Origin of the sequence: Moraxella catarrhalis, assembly GCF_001656295.1 — a bacterium.
GTDB classification, from domain to species: domain Bacteria; phylum Pseudomonadota; class Gammaproteobacteria; order Pseudomonadales; family Moraxellaceae; genus Moraxella; species Moraxella veridica.
The window spans coordinates 70,463-85,212 of the sequence record NZ_LXHE01000017.1 but is presented as its reverse complement, the minus strand read 5'-3'; the positions used below and the strand labels follow the sequence as shown (position 1 = coordinate 85,212).

Genomic DNA, 14,750 nt, shown 5'->3' with positions numbered 1-14,750 from the left:
GTTATCAGTGATTGTCATCTTCGACCAGTTCAGGCACAGGGTTTGGCTCACGAGTTGCCTTTGGTGCTGGCGCATCTGGGAAGAAATCATATTGAGGCTGTGGTTGCCATGCTGGTGCTTGGTCGGCGTCGATATCAAAACTGTTGATCGCATCTTGAACCAAGCGAACATCAATGTCACCTTCATCTGCCAATTTTTTCAAAGTTGCCACAACAATATGTTCTGCATTGACATTAAAGAAACTGCGTAATTTGGCTCGACTATCAGAACGCCCAAAGCCATCAGTACCCAAGGTCACATATGGACGGCTGTCAGGTAACCATCCACGGATTTGTTCTGAATAATTACGTATATAGTCTGTCGCAGCCACCACGATACCTTTATGTGATGCCAATTGACTGGTTACCCATGGGGTTTTTTGGTCGGCGGTTGGGTGTAGGCGGTTGTAGTCGTCACACGCCATGCCATCACGAGTCAGTTCATTAAAACTGGTCACACTCCAAACATTGGCAGTGATACCAAATTCATCTTGCAAGATTTGCGCCGCTTTTTCAACTTCACGCAAAATCACACCCGAACCCAGTAGCTGAACTTGAGTTGAGCCATTATCTTTTAATAGGTACATACCACGCTTAATGCCTTCTTCAACACCCTCAGGCATGGCTGGATGTTCATAGTTTTCATTCATCAAGGTGATGTAATAATAAACTCGCTCACCTTGTGCATACATACGGCGCAACCCATCATGTATGACGACAGCCAGCTCATAGCCATAGCATGGATCATAGGTCACGCAGTTTGGCACGGTGCCAAATAAGATGTGGCTATGGCCATCTTGATGCTGCAAGCCTTCGCCATTTAATGTGGTACGCCCTGCTGTGGCACCAAATAAAAATCCTTGTGCTTGACAGTCGCCTGCTGCCCACGCCAAATCACCAATACGCTGGAAACCGAACATTGAATAATAAATGTACATTGGAATCATTGGTAACGCATTGACCGAATAGCTGGTTGATAAGGCAATCCATGCACTCATTGCACCTGCTTCATTAATGCCTTCTTCTAGCATATGGCCATCTTTGGCTTCACGATAACCCATCAAGGCATCAGCATCTTCAGCGACATAGTTTTGACCCACTGATGAATAGATACCAAGCTGACGGAACATGCCTTCTAGACCAAAGGTACGCGCCTCATCAGGCACAATCGGCACAACATGTTTATTTAGACCTTTGTCTTTTAATAGGGCTGACAATAAACGCACAAATACCATGGTGGTTGATTGTTCTTTGCCTTTTGAGCCTTGCAGAACTTGATTAAATACCGAAATCTCAGGAATCTCAAGTGGAATGTGACCACTGCGACGAGATGGCAAATGACCGCCCAAAGCCTCTCGGCGACCCATCAGATATTTATATTCGGCTGAATCTTCACTTGGGCGATAAAAAGGCAATTCTTTGAGCTGTTCGTCGGTCAATGGCAAATCAAAACGGTCACGGAAGTATTTTAAGCCACTTTCGTCAATTTTTTTGATTTGGTGAGCTTTATTGACTGCTTGAATCTGGGTGGACAGACCATAGCCTTTCACCGTTTTCACCAAAATTACCGTCGGCTGACCCTTGGTTTTCATGGCTTCAGCATAGGCGGCATAGACTTTTTTGGGGTCGTGACCACCACGATTTAAGCGTATAATCTCTTCATCGCTGAAATCTTTTGCCATCTCTTCAAGCTCAGGATACTTGCCAAAAAATTCTTTACGAACAAAGGCACCATCGCGTGCTTCGTACAGCTGATACTCACCATCTACTACCTCTTCCATGCGTTTTTTGAGCGCCCCTGAGGTATCTTTGGCAAGCAATGAATCCCAATGATCGCCCCAAATGACTTTAATCACTCGCCAGCCTGCACCGCGGAATACCGATTCAAGCTCTTGGATAATTTTACCATTACCACGCACAGGACCGTCTAGGCGCTGAAGGTTACAGTTGATCACCCAAATTAGGTTATCTAGCTTCTCACGGCCTGCCATTGAGATGGCGCCCAAGCTTTCAGGTTCGTCAGTTTCGCCATCACCTAAGAATGCCCAAACTTTACGATCTTCGTCCTTGATCAGACCACGATTGGTCAGATATTTTTGATTACGGGCTTGATAAATTGACATCAAAGGCCCCAAGCCCATGGAGACTGTTGGGAACTGCCAATAATCAGGCATTAAATAAGGATGCGGATAGCTTGATAAGCCCTTGCCATCGACTTCACGGCGAAAATTAATCAGCTGCTCTTCAGACAAGCGACCTTCTAAGAATGAACGGGCATACATGCCTGGTGCGCCATGACCTTGATAATAAATCATGTCACCGCCGTGGTTTTCGCTAGGCGCACGCCAAAAATGGTTAAATCCCGTCTCATACAGTGTCGCTGATGATGCAAAAGTTGCCAAATGTCCGCCAAGCTCATCGCTATTTTGGTTGGCACGCATGACCATTGCCAAGGCGTTATAACGAATCAATGCACGAATTTTACGCTCCATGTGCAAGTCGCCAGGATAAGTCGGCTCATCTTCGGCTGGAATGGTATTGATATACGCAGTATCAAGGCGGTTGAATGGCAATCCTTCTTGAACAGCCATGTTATACAGTGCTTTTAATAAAAACTGCGCACGATCTTTGTCCGCATTTTTGATGACCGATTCAAAAGCATCAAGCCACTCTTGGGTTTCGATGTGATCGGGATCGTTATAATATTTTGTCATTGAAATTACCCTGATAAAATTGCCCATCCATTGCTCATGGTGGAATATGACACACAAGCAGCTGCCTGCCCATGCAACCTATTGAAACAAGTTCAATATACAAATGTTCTTGTTTATTATAAAAGGATTTTTACCAAAAGTTTATTCAAAAAAATAAATATCGATGCCAGTTTCATTTATTAAAAAAATAGTGGAATTAATCAAAATGAATATCCATATCTGCACTCTGTCCGCATCTGCATCATGTCGTTATGTTGTAGTGACTCTCTGCTGCTGCACCAATGCTTGTCACATCTGATGAATAAACTTGGTAAATAAACTCATCGGGTGCATCCGTCAGTCGCCATGGCGTGTGCTCTGGATTGATATTGTGTAGATGATTTTCAAAACAATCGGGGTCTTAGCCTAAATACGGACCGCATCCAAGCCTGTTACGATACTTGGCGTTGCACGGATATGTATCGCTTGGTAGTGATAAGTTGGCACTTCTTTGCGCGTGAGTGCCTTAGACGGATACCAATTTGCACTGATGTAATGGCTGGCACCGACGAATGGTAACAGCCAAGGCGTCTCAAAGTACAGCCAAATTAGATTGGCTCGATCGACACGGGTAAATAGCCAAATGCCATCATCACGACGCTCGGCAAGCACAAGCACATGACATGTTTGAGCTGTGCCATCAGCCACATAACTCACTGTCGCCAAAAGTTCAATAATTAAAATTCAATCAAGCAAAAATCCAGCCACCTGTTCTACACCTGACAAATCATGGCTTTTTAGCGGTAGTCGTGTCAAATTCATCTGCCACTCTTCATCAAAACGCACCGCTAAAATATCCAGATCCATCACTACCTCATAATCATATTCGGCACATTTTTTGGCAGGATTGCGTCCACAGCGACGTTCAATTTGTTTCAGCTTTTGTTCAATGTCTGTATATTGCATGGCTTTTGTCAGCACAATATAAGCACAAGCATTATGATAAATGCGCTGACTACGCCCAGTGAAATCTTTTCCGCAGATCACTTCTGACAGTATCATTTGCCCAAGTTCTTGAAGTGCTTTGATGGCGCAAGTAAACGCGGCTTGGGCGTTATGATTACTACCCAAAGCGATGACAAGCTCATTGACACTAGCTTGACTGCTCATGCGCTGCCCTGCGGATGATTTTAACGCCCACACTATCGGCTTGTTTGATGGCATTGGGTTTATGTATGGTCAGCGTGATTTCACGGCATGGATAATGGGTCAAAACATGGTGTGCAATTCTATCCGCCAGAGTCTCCAAAAGCTCAGCCTGCATCTCATGGCACAGCTTTTCGATATCCTCACAGACTGTTTTGTAATTAATCACATGCGCCACATCATCATCGGCAATGGCACGCGTCATATCACAAACCATCTGTGCATCGATAATGAGCCTTTGTTTGATGACACGCTCCCAAGCATAGACGCCAATGACAGTATCAATTTTAAGCCCCTGGATAAATACAATATCGCTCATTTATGCTCCTTTTTTATGTTTAAACATATCCGCACTAAACATCAAAAGCCCTACCCAAATTAATACAAAAACCAACAATCGCTTGGTATCAAAAGGCTCGTGATAATAAAAAATAGCCAATAAAAATATCAAGCTTGGCGTTAAGTAATTTAAAAAAGACAAGGTATTAAACTGTACCAGTTTGGTCGACATATTATATAAAAGCAGCGGCACCAATGTCACAGGACCTGCTAACATCAAAAGCCAAATCTCAGATGATGCCCAAAACGCCATGGATGAGCTGGCAACATGGGCAAACTGCAGCCAAATCAGTGAGACAGGCACAAGCAGCGCCGTCTCAAGAAATAGTCCATCAAGCGCATCAAAAGGCGTTTGTCTTTGAATGACGCCATAAAATCCCCACGACAGCGGCAGCAGCATGCTCACCCATGGCAGCCCGCCCATCCATACGATCTGAATACCAACAGCAATAAAAGCTAGTAGAACGGCGATTGTTTGCATCGGACGCAGCTTTTCTTTGAAAATCAGCATCGAAAACAGTACGCCCACCAAAGGATGGATAAAGTAGCCCAAGCTTGCTTCAAGCACCTGATCGTGCGTCACTGCCCACACATAAACCAGCCAGTTGGTTGCGATTAAAACAGAAGCAACAAAGGTTAAAAGCAGCCATTTCGGCTGCTTTTTGATTTGAGTGATCCAACTAAAGCGCCTTGTGATCACGATGATCCCAAGCAGTACAACAAAAGTCCAAACCACACGATGAACGATGATTTCGATGGCATCGTATTCTGTCAGCTCTTTAAAATACAGCGGAAAACAGCCCCAAATCAAAAAGGCTGACAGCGCTGTAAGCAAACCCTTCGGTGTGGTTGTGATAGTTTTTGCCATAGAGATTACCGTTATCGACCAATCAGCGAATGGATTATTTTACTTCAATCGAAAGACCGACGCGATTGGCAAGTTCGGCAAAATTTGGGAAACTGGTATTGACCGTTTCGGTGCCCTGAATGATGATGTCATCTGTGGCACGGCTGCTTGCCACCGCAAAACTCATCGCGATTCGATGATCATGATGACTCTCAATCACACCACCGCCAAAGATGGCATTTTTCTCACCTTGGATACCTTTACCTTGGATAATAATACCGTCTTCTAGCACTTCAGAATCAACGCCAAGCGTTGCCAAGCCATCTGCCATCACTTGGATGCGATCTGACTCTTTGACTCTCAGCTCTTTTGCGCCAGTCAGCTTGGTAACGCCATGGGCACAGCTTGCCGCGATGAATAATACAGGAAATTCATCAATCGCAAGCGGCACCAGATGCTCTGGTATGTCAATGCCATGCAAATCAGAAGGTCGTACCGTAATATCAGCAATCGGCTCGCCGCCCACCACGGTTTCGTTCGCCACTGTGATATCGGCGCCCATCAATTTTAAAATATCAATGACGCCTGTGCGCGTTGGGTTCATGCCCACTTTTTCAATGGTCAGCCCTTCACCGCCACCAATCGCACCCAGCACCATAAAAAATGCCGCACTGGAGATATCTGCTGGCACAATAATATCTGCAGCTGTCAGCCTGCCGCCGCCCGTCACGCTGATTTTACGCCCATCAACTTGCACAGGATAGCCAAAGGCATTTAGCATACGCTCGGTATGATCTCGGCTCACTTCTGGCTCGGTGATGGTGGTTGTCCCCTCAGCCCACAGACTTGCCAAAATTAGACAAGATTTAATTTGGGCAGAAGCGACAGGCAGCTGATAATCGATGCCATGTAGGGTTTGTGAGCCTGTAATGGATAATGGCGCTGTGCCTTTTTCGCCTGTTGATTGGATTTTGGCGCCCATATCGCGCAGTGGTGCAGCCACTCGCTCCATTGGACGCTTAGACAAACTGACATCGCCTGTCATCACGCTGTCAAAGGCTTGGGCGGATAAAATACCTGCCAACAGACGCATACTGGTGCCTGAGTTACCCATATAAAGTGGGGCTTTTGGCGCTTTTAGACCATCGATACCGACACCATAAATGGTGACTTTATCGCCATCTCGCTCAATTTTAACACCCATATCAGCAAACGCTTGTAGCGTCGCTAGCGCATCTTCGCCCTGCAAAAATCCTGTTACATGAGTGACACCATCAGCCAGAGAGCCAAACATGATTGAGCGGTGCGAAATCGACTTATCCCCTGGTACGCTAATCACGCCTGAGATGGCGTTTTGTGGTCGAATGTGATAACTTTGACTCATAATAGTATCCTTGATGGCATCTGGAGTAATAACAATATTAGGTTTGTGCATTGGTTTTTTGGCGAGCATATGCCCAAAATGACGACGAGCATGGCGCGCGGTGGCGAGCCAATCGAGTAATTGTTCAGAGTCTTCTTGATCGATGATTTGGCGAAACTCTTGTAAATGACTCACAAATTCATCCAATGAATTTAAAAGCGCAGGCTTATTAGCGATAAAAATATCATGCCACATCACCGGATGACTGGCAGCAATACGGCTAAAATCCCTAAATCCGCCCGCTGCATAACGAAAAATATCCAAATTATCGTCATGACTGGCTAACTGATGCGTCAAACTAAAAGCAAGCAAATGCGGCAAATGACTGGTATAAGCCAAAATCTCATCATGGCGTGATGCACTCATTTGTATGACCTCGGCACCGATCGCTTGCCATATTTTGGTGATCTTGCCAAGATCACTTGCCTGACTGTCAGCGCTTGGGCATAAAATCAGCTTATGCTGTACAAAAAGCTCGCCGTTTCGTGCATCAAACCCCGATCTCTCTGCACCCGCAATCGGATGCCCGCCAATAAAATGATGGTGCGCACCAAAAATCTCATCAGCGGCTTTAGCAACTGATACTTTGGTGCTGCCCACATCTGTGATGATGGCATGAGTTGGTAAAGCACCCAAATCTATTGCGTGCTTTAGCAGTTTCATGATTGGATAAATGCTTTTGACAGGCGTAGCAATCAATACCAAATCACAGCCGACAACTGCACTCAAAACATCCGTACTGCCACTTGAAATCACGCCTGCTGCCAGCGCATCATCGATGCTTTTTTGGTTGGTATCTGCGGCTGTGATTTGGCCAACCAAAGGGGTATCAAGCCGATGATTGGCATTATGCACCGCTTGCACAAACGATGCACCAATCAGCCCCAGACCGATCACGCACAATCGCTCAAACATCGGCTTTTTTGTATTATCCATTGGATTTTCCATGCGCTGTTATTTTAAAATTTATAAAACAGCCTTTGGATAAGAGCCTAGCACTCGCAAATCCTTGACGAGCGGTCTGATATCTTCGATCGCAGCAGCTACATGCTCATCTTCGATATGACCATTCATGTCAATGAAAAATACATAAGCCCATTTATTTGGGCGCTCAGGGCGTGTCTCGATACTGGTCATCGATACCCCATGACGGCGCAAAGGCTCCAAAATCTCAATCAGCGCACCAGCTTTATCTGGGCTTGAGACCATGATTGAGGTCTTATCTTGACCAGAAGGTGCGATGTCTTCTCGACCAATAATCAAAAATCTGGTGGTATTACCTGGATTGTCTTCGATATTTTCATACAGCTTATGCAGCCCATACTCTGCTACTGCCACATCCCCTGCGATGGCTGCTGAGTGCCATTCATTTTGAAGGCGACGAGCTGCCTCACCATTGGATGAAACCGCTACGCGCTCAACATTTGGGAAATTGACATCCAGCCAGTGGCGACACTGTGCCAAAGCCTGCTGATGACTATAAATTCGGCTTAAGCTCTCAACGCGCGTATGCTCCGCCACCAAGAAATTATGATGAATCGGCAGCTCCACCTCACCGATGATTTTTAGACTGGAGCTAAGAAAAGCATCCAGCGTATGATTCACCACGCCTTCTGATGAGTTCTCAACTGGCACCACGCCATACATTGCACTGCCTGCTTCAACTTCACGGAACACATCAGTAATGGTCGTCAAAGACACTGTGGTTGCTGCTTTACCAAAGTGCTTTAATGCAGCTGCATGGGTAAATGTCCCAACGGGTCCCAAAAAAGCTACTTTTTGTGGGGCTTCAAGCTCAAGGCATACCGACATAATTTCACGAAATAGGCGCGCCATCTTTTCGCCAGACAGCGGACCTTCATTACGCGCCATCACTGATTTTAATACTTGAGCTTCTCGCTCAGGACGATAAAAAATCGGATGATTTTCGTGATTTTTTTTGGCGACCGCCACCTGCTGAGCGACTTTGGCACGCTCATTGATGAGCGTTTGAATTTGCTCATCAATGGCATCAATTTGGGCACGATAGCCTTTGATTTCATCAGTATTAACAGGCAAAGCCTGGGTGGTTTCGCTCATGATGGCATTCCTTATACGCATTAAAATATGGCTAATGATACACGATTTTAAAGCTTAGTTGTAGTGATTTTATCAAACTTTATTTTATATCTGATATCGAATAATTTTTAGATGAAATTTAGATGACGCCAGCAAAAATTTCTAGCCTAATACCGTCAAGTGTGCTAATTTGTGGCAAACTTGACAACAAATCAGAGACCAAAATGAACAGCTTAGAACAATTAGCACAATACACCACCATCGTCGCCGATACAGGCGATTTGGGCGCCATCACACGGCTAAAGCCTGTCGATGCTACGACCAATCCCAGTTTGATTACCGCCGCTTTTAGTGGTGGCGAAAATGCTGAACTGGTACAGCAAATTCAAGGGATGGATGTGGACGCTGCCATTGATACACTCACCGTACTGCTTGGTGCGCAAATCAGTGAGCGCATTTCAGGACGCGTCTCAACAGAAGTGGATGCGCGCTTGTCGTTTGACACCCAAGGCACGGTCGATAAGGCGCTTGACTATATCGATCGCTATGTCGCTGCTGGGGTAGATCCTAATCGTGTACTGATCAAAATTGCAGCCACCTATGAAGGCATTCAGGCTGCCCAATTCCTTGAAAAACAAGGCATTCATTGCAATTTGACTTTATTATTTACCGATATCCAAGCGCGCGCCTGTGCCGACGCTGGCGTAACTTTGATCTCTCCTTTTGTTGGGCGTATCACCGATTGGCAAAAAGCGCACGAAAGCCGAGAATCCATCCCTGTCAGCGAAGATATGGGTGTCAATTCTGTGAAACATATTTATCAATTTTATAAATCACATGGCTATGCCACACAAGTGATGGGCGCCAGTTTTCGCAGCATTGATCAAATCATCGCATTGGCAGGATGTGATCTTTTAACCATCTCGCCTGCCTTATTAGATGAGCTCTCTCAAAGTAGTCAAAAGGTCTCCCGCATGCTAACACCAAGCGATTTAATCATCGAAAAGCCTGAGCCTTTAAGCCAAAGCAGCTTTATGGCTAAGCAAGATGGTCATCCGCTTAATGCACTACTACTCAAAGGTATTGAGGGGTTTATTGGTGCAAGACAAACGCTTGCCAAGCAGCTTTTGGATCGCTGATTTTGGCACGCTTTTAGTTATTTAAGCTACATGATCCGCTTAGCTTTTTTGTGCAAAAATTGAGATTTGATCAAATTATTTTCATAAATCACAAATTTTACTTGCAAAAATTCGATACATCTGTAAACTAATTGAATATTTTATTTACCCAATGATCAAGCCTTTATGGGATTTGGTGGACTTTTTAAGGTCAAAGGTGATTATGAAAAAATATCAATGTATCGTATGCGGCTGGATTTATGACGAAGCGCTGGGCTGCCCTGAAGAAGGGCTTGCGCCTGGTACGCGCTGGGAAGATGTGCCTGATGACTGGCTTTGCCCTGAGTGCGGCGTCGGCAAAGAAGACTTTGAAATGGTAGAAATCTAAGCCATCATGAGCACCAATCGCCCTATGACACCACCCGACAGCTGGCAAAGATTTGGGGATATTCACTGGTATCCTTCTGATCTGTCAGAACATCTATTTCAAGCCATCATTGATATCGGTGAAGGCATTGAGCTTTGTGTGGAAGCAGGTGGCAACCCCATGCATCCACCGATGATCTTTATTACAGGTCTTGGCTCACAGATGATGTTTTGGTCTGACCAATTTTTAAAGCTGTTTATGGACGCTGGATTTTTTGTCATACGCTTTGATAATCGTGATACAGGCTTATCAAGTAAAATCCAAATTGATGGGCTGCCCAGACTGAACACCTTTAAAATGATGCTAAAAATGCAGACAGGTCTGTCCAATCGCTCGGAGCAAGTCGCCTATACGCTGACAGATATGGCAGAAGATGTGGCACGGCTGATCAAGACCATGCAGCTTAGCGATGTCAATCTTGTTGGGGCTTCGATGGGTGGCATGATCGCACAAATCGTCGCAGCGCGTTATCCCAAATATATCAAAAATTTAGTACTGCTATTTTCTACATCCAATCGGGCATTTTTAAGACCGCCAAATCCCAAACAGTTTATGACATTTGTCCGTCGCCCCGAAAGTCATTCTGAAAGAGATATGGTGCGTCATAGCGTATGGTTTATGACGGCGGTCGGATCGCCTGGGCATTTAGACATCAAAGGTACGCGCGCCATCGCCGAAAAGCGCTACCAAAGAAATTTTCATCCATTGGGTGTCTCGCAGCAGCTGACCGCCATTTTGGCATCAGGTTCGATATTGCGCTTCACCAAGCAGATCCGCGCGAACACGTTAGTAATTCATGGCGACAAAGACGGTTTGGTCGCACCAAGCCATGGTAAATTTCTTGCCAAAGTCATCCCAAACGCTCGCTTTGTGCTGGTCAGCGGCATGGGGCATGACTTACCAAACTATTACTACCCTTATCTGACAGGACTGATCAGTGATCACTGCCGCTCATAGTTTTGATGATCTTAATGACTCATCTGGGTAATTGAAGATTGATTCGATGGATCGATATTGCTACTATAATTTGGTAAAAACTGCCGACAAAACCGTTGAGGATTTTTATGAAGCACGTCATATTTAAAGATGGTAGCACCGCCCCTGTCAATAACATTTACTGTATTGGTCGTAGCTATGCTGAGCATATCAGTGAGCTTGGCAATGTGCCCACTGGGGAGCCTTTGGTCTTTTTAAAGCCGACCACAGCTTTGAGTACAGATGACACTTTAAGACTGCCAAATTATTCAGAAGATATCCATCATGAAGTTGAGCTGGTTGTTTATATCAATCAAGATGTGGCAGATGACCAAATCCCTGATCTAAGCTGTATTGCAGGATATGGGATTGGGCTTGATTTGACAGCGCGCGATGTCCAAAGTCATCTAAAAGCCAAAGGCATGCCATGGACGACCGCCAAAGGCTTTCGCGATGGTGCGTGGTTATCCATTTTAACCAAAGGCATACCAACAATGCATCAGATATCACTGACGGTCAATGGTGATATCCGTCAAGACGATAGCACAGATAAGCTTTTATTTGATATAGCTTATCAATTAAATTTTTTGCATGAAAAGTTTGGCTTGCGTCAAGGTGACATCATTTATACAGGCACGCCCAAAGGTGTTGGCAGGCTCGTCAGTGGTGATACGCTCGTCGCTCGGCTTGATGCAGAGTCATACACCATCCATATCGCCTAACCATCATGCGTCAAAACAACTGGCGCTTTTTTTCATAACTTCATTGGCGATCTTCCAAATTTTTGTTACAATAAGCGCCAATTTCTTAGCAAATCACTGGGGGAATGATGAATATTTTGGTACTTGGCACAGGGGGTCGTGAGCACGCTTTGGCTTGGGCTTGTGCAAAAGATGATGAAGTCAAAACCGTCTATGTTGCGCGCGGTAATGCTGGCACTGATATTGAGCCAAAACTGCAAAATATTGATCTGGATGTTGCCGATCATAACGCATTGATTGAATTTTGCCAATCACATGACATTCAATTTGTCGTTGTTGGGCCTGAAGCGCCGCTGGTTGCTGGCGTGGTAGATGATTTGCGCAAGGCAGGCATTGCTGTTTGGGGCCCAACAAAATACTGTGCTCAGCTTGAAGGCTCAAAAGCATTTGCCAAAGAATTCATGCAAAAACATGGTATTCCCACAGCGTATTATCAAGTCTTTACAGAAGTTGAAGCCGCCAAGAACTACGTGCGTGAAAAAGGCGCGCCCATTGTCATTAAAGCAGATGGCTTAGCAGCTGGTAAAGGCGTGATCGTCGCCATGGATGAAGCTGAGGCTTTCGATGCGATTGATGATATGCTTGATGGCAATAAATTTGGCGATGCAGGCAGCCGCGTGGTCATTGAGCAGTTTTTATCAGGTGAAGAAGCATCATTCATTTGTATGATTGATGGCGAAAACATCCTACCGATGGCGACCAGTCAAGATCATAAGCGTATTTTTGAGGGCGACACTGGCGCTAACACAGGTGGTATGGGCGCATACTCGCCAGCGCCTGTGGTCACACAAGCGGTGCATGATAAGGTGATTGAACGTGTCATTCGCCCTGTCGTTGAGGCGATGAAAGCCAATGGCACGCCTTATACAGGGTTTTTGTATGCAGGGCTGATGATTGATGAGCAAAGCGACCCTTATGTGATTGAGTTTAATTGCCGATTTGGCGATCCAGAGACTCAGCCGATTATGATGCGCCTTGAAAGCTCCTTGACCCGTCTGATCGAAGCAGGTCTTTTGGGAAATTTACCAAGTGAAGCTAAGTGGTCGGATCAAGTGGCATTGGGCGTGGTTTTGGCAAGTCGCGGCTATCCTGAATCCAGCACCAAAGGCGATATCATTACAGGACTTGATACCCAAACGAACCACTTAAAAATCTTCCATGCTGGCACCAAAAAATCAGGCAATGACATCGTTACCGACGGTGGACGAGTTTTATGCGTGACAGCACTGGCAGATGATATTCAAACCGCCCAAAAAGACGCCCTGGCAGCGATTGAGAGCATCCAATTTGATGGTATGCAGTACCGCCGCGACATCGGCTGGCGTGCCATCAAACGCTGATTTAATCAACAAAAAAGATGGTTTAACCATCTTTTTTGTTTTTGTCAAATATCTTTTAGGTTTGACAGATGTTAAATGAATAGAAATTTGCTATAATGCAACCATTGATAACCATATTATTTATTGCATCACAACAATGAGCCAACCACTGAATAAACTCAAAACTTCGCCTTTTTCACGTCGTCTATCGATTGCAAAAACTTCTTTAAATATCGGTAAAAATTGGGCAAAGTCTAGCATGAGCGGTCTTTTGATGACCAAGGAAGAAAGACAGATCGCTAAGCACACCTTAATGCAAGAGCAAGCAGATTACTTGGTCGGTGAGCTTGGTAAATTAAAGGGTTCGGTCGTCAAAGTCGGTCAAATGCTTGCACTATATGGCGAGCATTTTCTACCCAAAGAAGTCCTAAATGCCCTGCACACATTGGATGCTCAAACTGCTCCGCTGTCTTGGCATGTCATCTATGAAACACTCAAAGCAGAGCTTGGCGAACAAGTCGCCGACTTTGAGATTGAGCGTACTCCCATAGGTACAGCAAGCTTGGCACAGGTTCATAAGGCTGTACATAAGTTCAGTGGCCAAGATGTGGTGCTCAAAGTACAGTATCCAGGGGTAGCTGATTCGATTGATTCTGATCTATCCATTTTTAAGCATTTATTAAAGATTACCAATGCAGTACCACAGACCAAAGCTTTGGATGCTTGGTTTGAGGAGATCGGTGAGCTTTTGCACCGCGAAGTGGATTATCAGCTTGAGGCAGAGACCACCAAGCGTTTTGCTCGTTATTTGGCGGATGATGAGCGTTATGTTGTGCCGACGATTTATGATAACTATAGCACCAATCGATTGATCTGCATGAGCTTTGAGGCGGGTGTATCGCTGAATGATCCTGTCATCACCACCTTGCCCCAAGACCGCAAAAATGCGCTTGGGCAGGCTGCCATTGAGATTGTTATCCGCGAGCTGTTTGAGTGGGGCGAGATGCAAACCGATCCTAACTTTGGTAATTATTTGGTGCGCTATGAAGATGGTATTGATAAACTGATCTTATTAGACTTTGGGGCAATCAAGCAATTTGACGATCATCTTTTGAGCATCGCGCGCGGACTAATCAGCGCAGGCTATCATCAAGACAAACAAAAGATGATGGCTGCCATGACAGGCTATGATTTTTTCGATCAGCTAAACGGTAAGCCGAGGTCTGATATGGCAGAAGTATTTTTGATGGCTTGCGAGCCTTTTGCTCATGCACAAGCACTTAATGAACGGTATGGCGGTCATTCTACACATCTTGATGAGCAAGGCTTATATATTTGGTCGGGCAGTGATTTGTATGCTAGAGTGATGAATACCGCCAAAAATGGCATGCAGTCGCGCGAATTTAGCCTACCGCCCAAAGAAATGATGTTTATCAGTCGTAAGTTCATTGGTGCTTATGCTTTGCTTGTGGCGCTCGATGCGCGCACCGACAGCGAAGCATTGGTCGCTAAATTCATTGATTAGCTCGTTTATTACGATCATAAG

Annotated in this window: 13 protein-coding genes; 6 read left to right on the top strand and 7 right to left on the bottom strand. The window is 45.2% G+C overall.

Annotated elements, in window-relative coordinates; genetic code table 11:
- Positions 1–4 precede the first annotated feature (4 nt).
- From aceE to pheA, 7 genes are all read right to left on the bottom strand, one after another.
- Complete coding sequence (gene aceE, locus AO382_RS07835) at positions 5–2,752, bottom strand: pyruvate dehydrogenase (acetyl-transferring), homodimeric type (protein ID WP_064619836.1); 2,748 nt, start codon at positions 2,750–2,752, stop codon at positions 5–7.
- A gap of 405 nt (positions 2,753–3,157) precedes the next feature.
- A complete protein-coding gene (locus AO382_RS07830; RefSeq protein ID WP_064619833.1) occupies positions 3,158–3,448 on the bottom strand; it encodes an FMN-binding negative transcriptional regulator in 291 nt (96 codons plus the stop codon).
- Positions 3,449–3,475: 27 nt separating this feature from the next.
- On the bottom strand, positions 3,476–3,901 hold the full coding sequence (locus AO382_RS07825; RefSeq protein WP_064619830.1) for a 2-amino-4-hydroxy-6-hydroxymethyldihydropteridine diphosphokinase: 426 nt from the start codon (positions 3,899–3,901) through the stop codon (positions 3,476–3,478).
- Positions 3,885–4,256 carry a dihydroneopterin aldolase gene (gene folB, locus AO382_RS07820; protein ID WP_064619828.1) on the bottom strand — a complete coding sequence of 124 codons (372 nt, stop codon included), beginning with the start codon at positions 4,254–4,256 and terminating at the stop codon, positions 3,885–3,887. Before folB ends, AO382_RS07825 begins: the two co-directional genes overlap by 17 nt.
- The gene (gene rarD, locus AO382_RS07815; RefSeq protein WP_064619825.1) at positions 4,257–5,144 is read right to left on the bottom strand and encodes an EamA family transporter RarD; all 888 of its coding nucleotides are present in this window, start codon (positions 5,142–5,144) and stop codon (positions 4,257–4,259) included.
- Positions 5,145–5,178: 34 nt separating this feature from the next.
- On the bottom strand, positions 5,179–7,482 hold the full coding sequence (locus AO382_RS07810) for a bifunctional prephenate dehydrogenase/3-phosphoshikimate 1-carboxyvinyltransferase (RefSeq protein ID WP_064619822.1): 2,304 nt from the start codon (positions 7,480–7,482) through the stop codon (positions 5,179–5,181).
- 30 nt (positions 7,483–7,512) lie between these two features.
- A complete protein-coding gene (gene pheA / locus AO382_RS07805; RefSeq protein WP_064619819.1) occupies positions 7,513–8,625 on the bottom strand; it encodes a prephenate dehydratase in 1,113 nt (370 codons plus the stop codon).
- 203 nt (positions 8,626–8,828) lie between these two features.
- Between pheA and AO382_RS07800 the strand changes: the two genes are divergently transcribed.
- The 6 genes from AO382_RS07800 (at position 8,829) to AO382_RS07775 (ending at position 14,729) form a co-directional block, all read left to right on the top strand.
- Positions 8,829–9,743, top strand: a complete 915-nt coding sequence (locus tag AO382_RS07800) for a transaldolase (protein WP_064620011.1) — start codon at positions 8,829–8,831, stop codon at positions 9,741–9,743.
- 202 nt (positions 9,744–9,945) lie between these two features.
- On the top strand, positions 9,946–10,110 hold the full coding sequence (gene rd, locus AO382_RS07795; RefSeq protein ID WP_003658257.1) for a rubredoxin: 165 nt from the start codon (positions 9,946–9,948) through the stop codon (positions 10,108–10,110).
- Positions 10,111–10,116: 6 nt separating this feature from the next.
- Complete coding sequence (locus AO382_RS07790; protein WP_064619816.1) at positions 10,117–11,106, top strand: alpha/beta fold hydrolase; 990 nt, start codon at positions 10,117–10,119, stop codon at positions 11,104–11,106.
- Positions 11,107–11,213: 107 nt separating this feature from the next.
- The gene (locus AO382_RS07785; RefSeq protein ID WP_064619813.1) at positions 11,214–11,846 is read left to right on the top strand and encodes a fumarylacetoacetate hydrolase family protein; all 633 of its coding nucleotides are present in this window, start codon (positions 11,214–11,216) and stop codon (positions 11,844–11,846) included.
- Positions 11,847–11,953: 107 nt separating this feature from the next.
- Complete coding sequence (gene purD / locus AO382_RS07780; protein ID WP_064619810.1) at positions 11,954–13,225, top strand: phosphoribosylamine--glycine ligase; 1,272 nt, start codon at positions 11,954–11,956, stop codon at positions 13,223–13,225.
- 136 nt (positions 13,226–13,361) lie between these two features.
- The gene (locus AO382_RS07775; protein ID WP_064619807.1) at positions 13,362–14,729 is read left to right on the top strand and encodes an ABC1 kinase family protein; all 1,368 of its coding nucleotides are present in this window, start codon (positions 13,362–13,364) and stop codon (positions 14,727–14,729) included.
- Positions 14,730–14,750 lie beyond the last annotated feature (21 nt).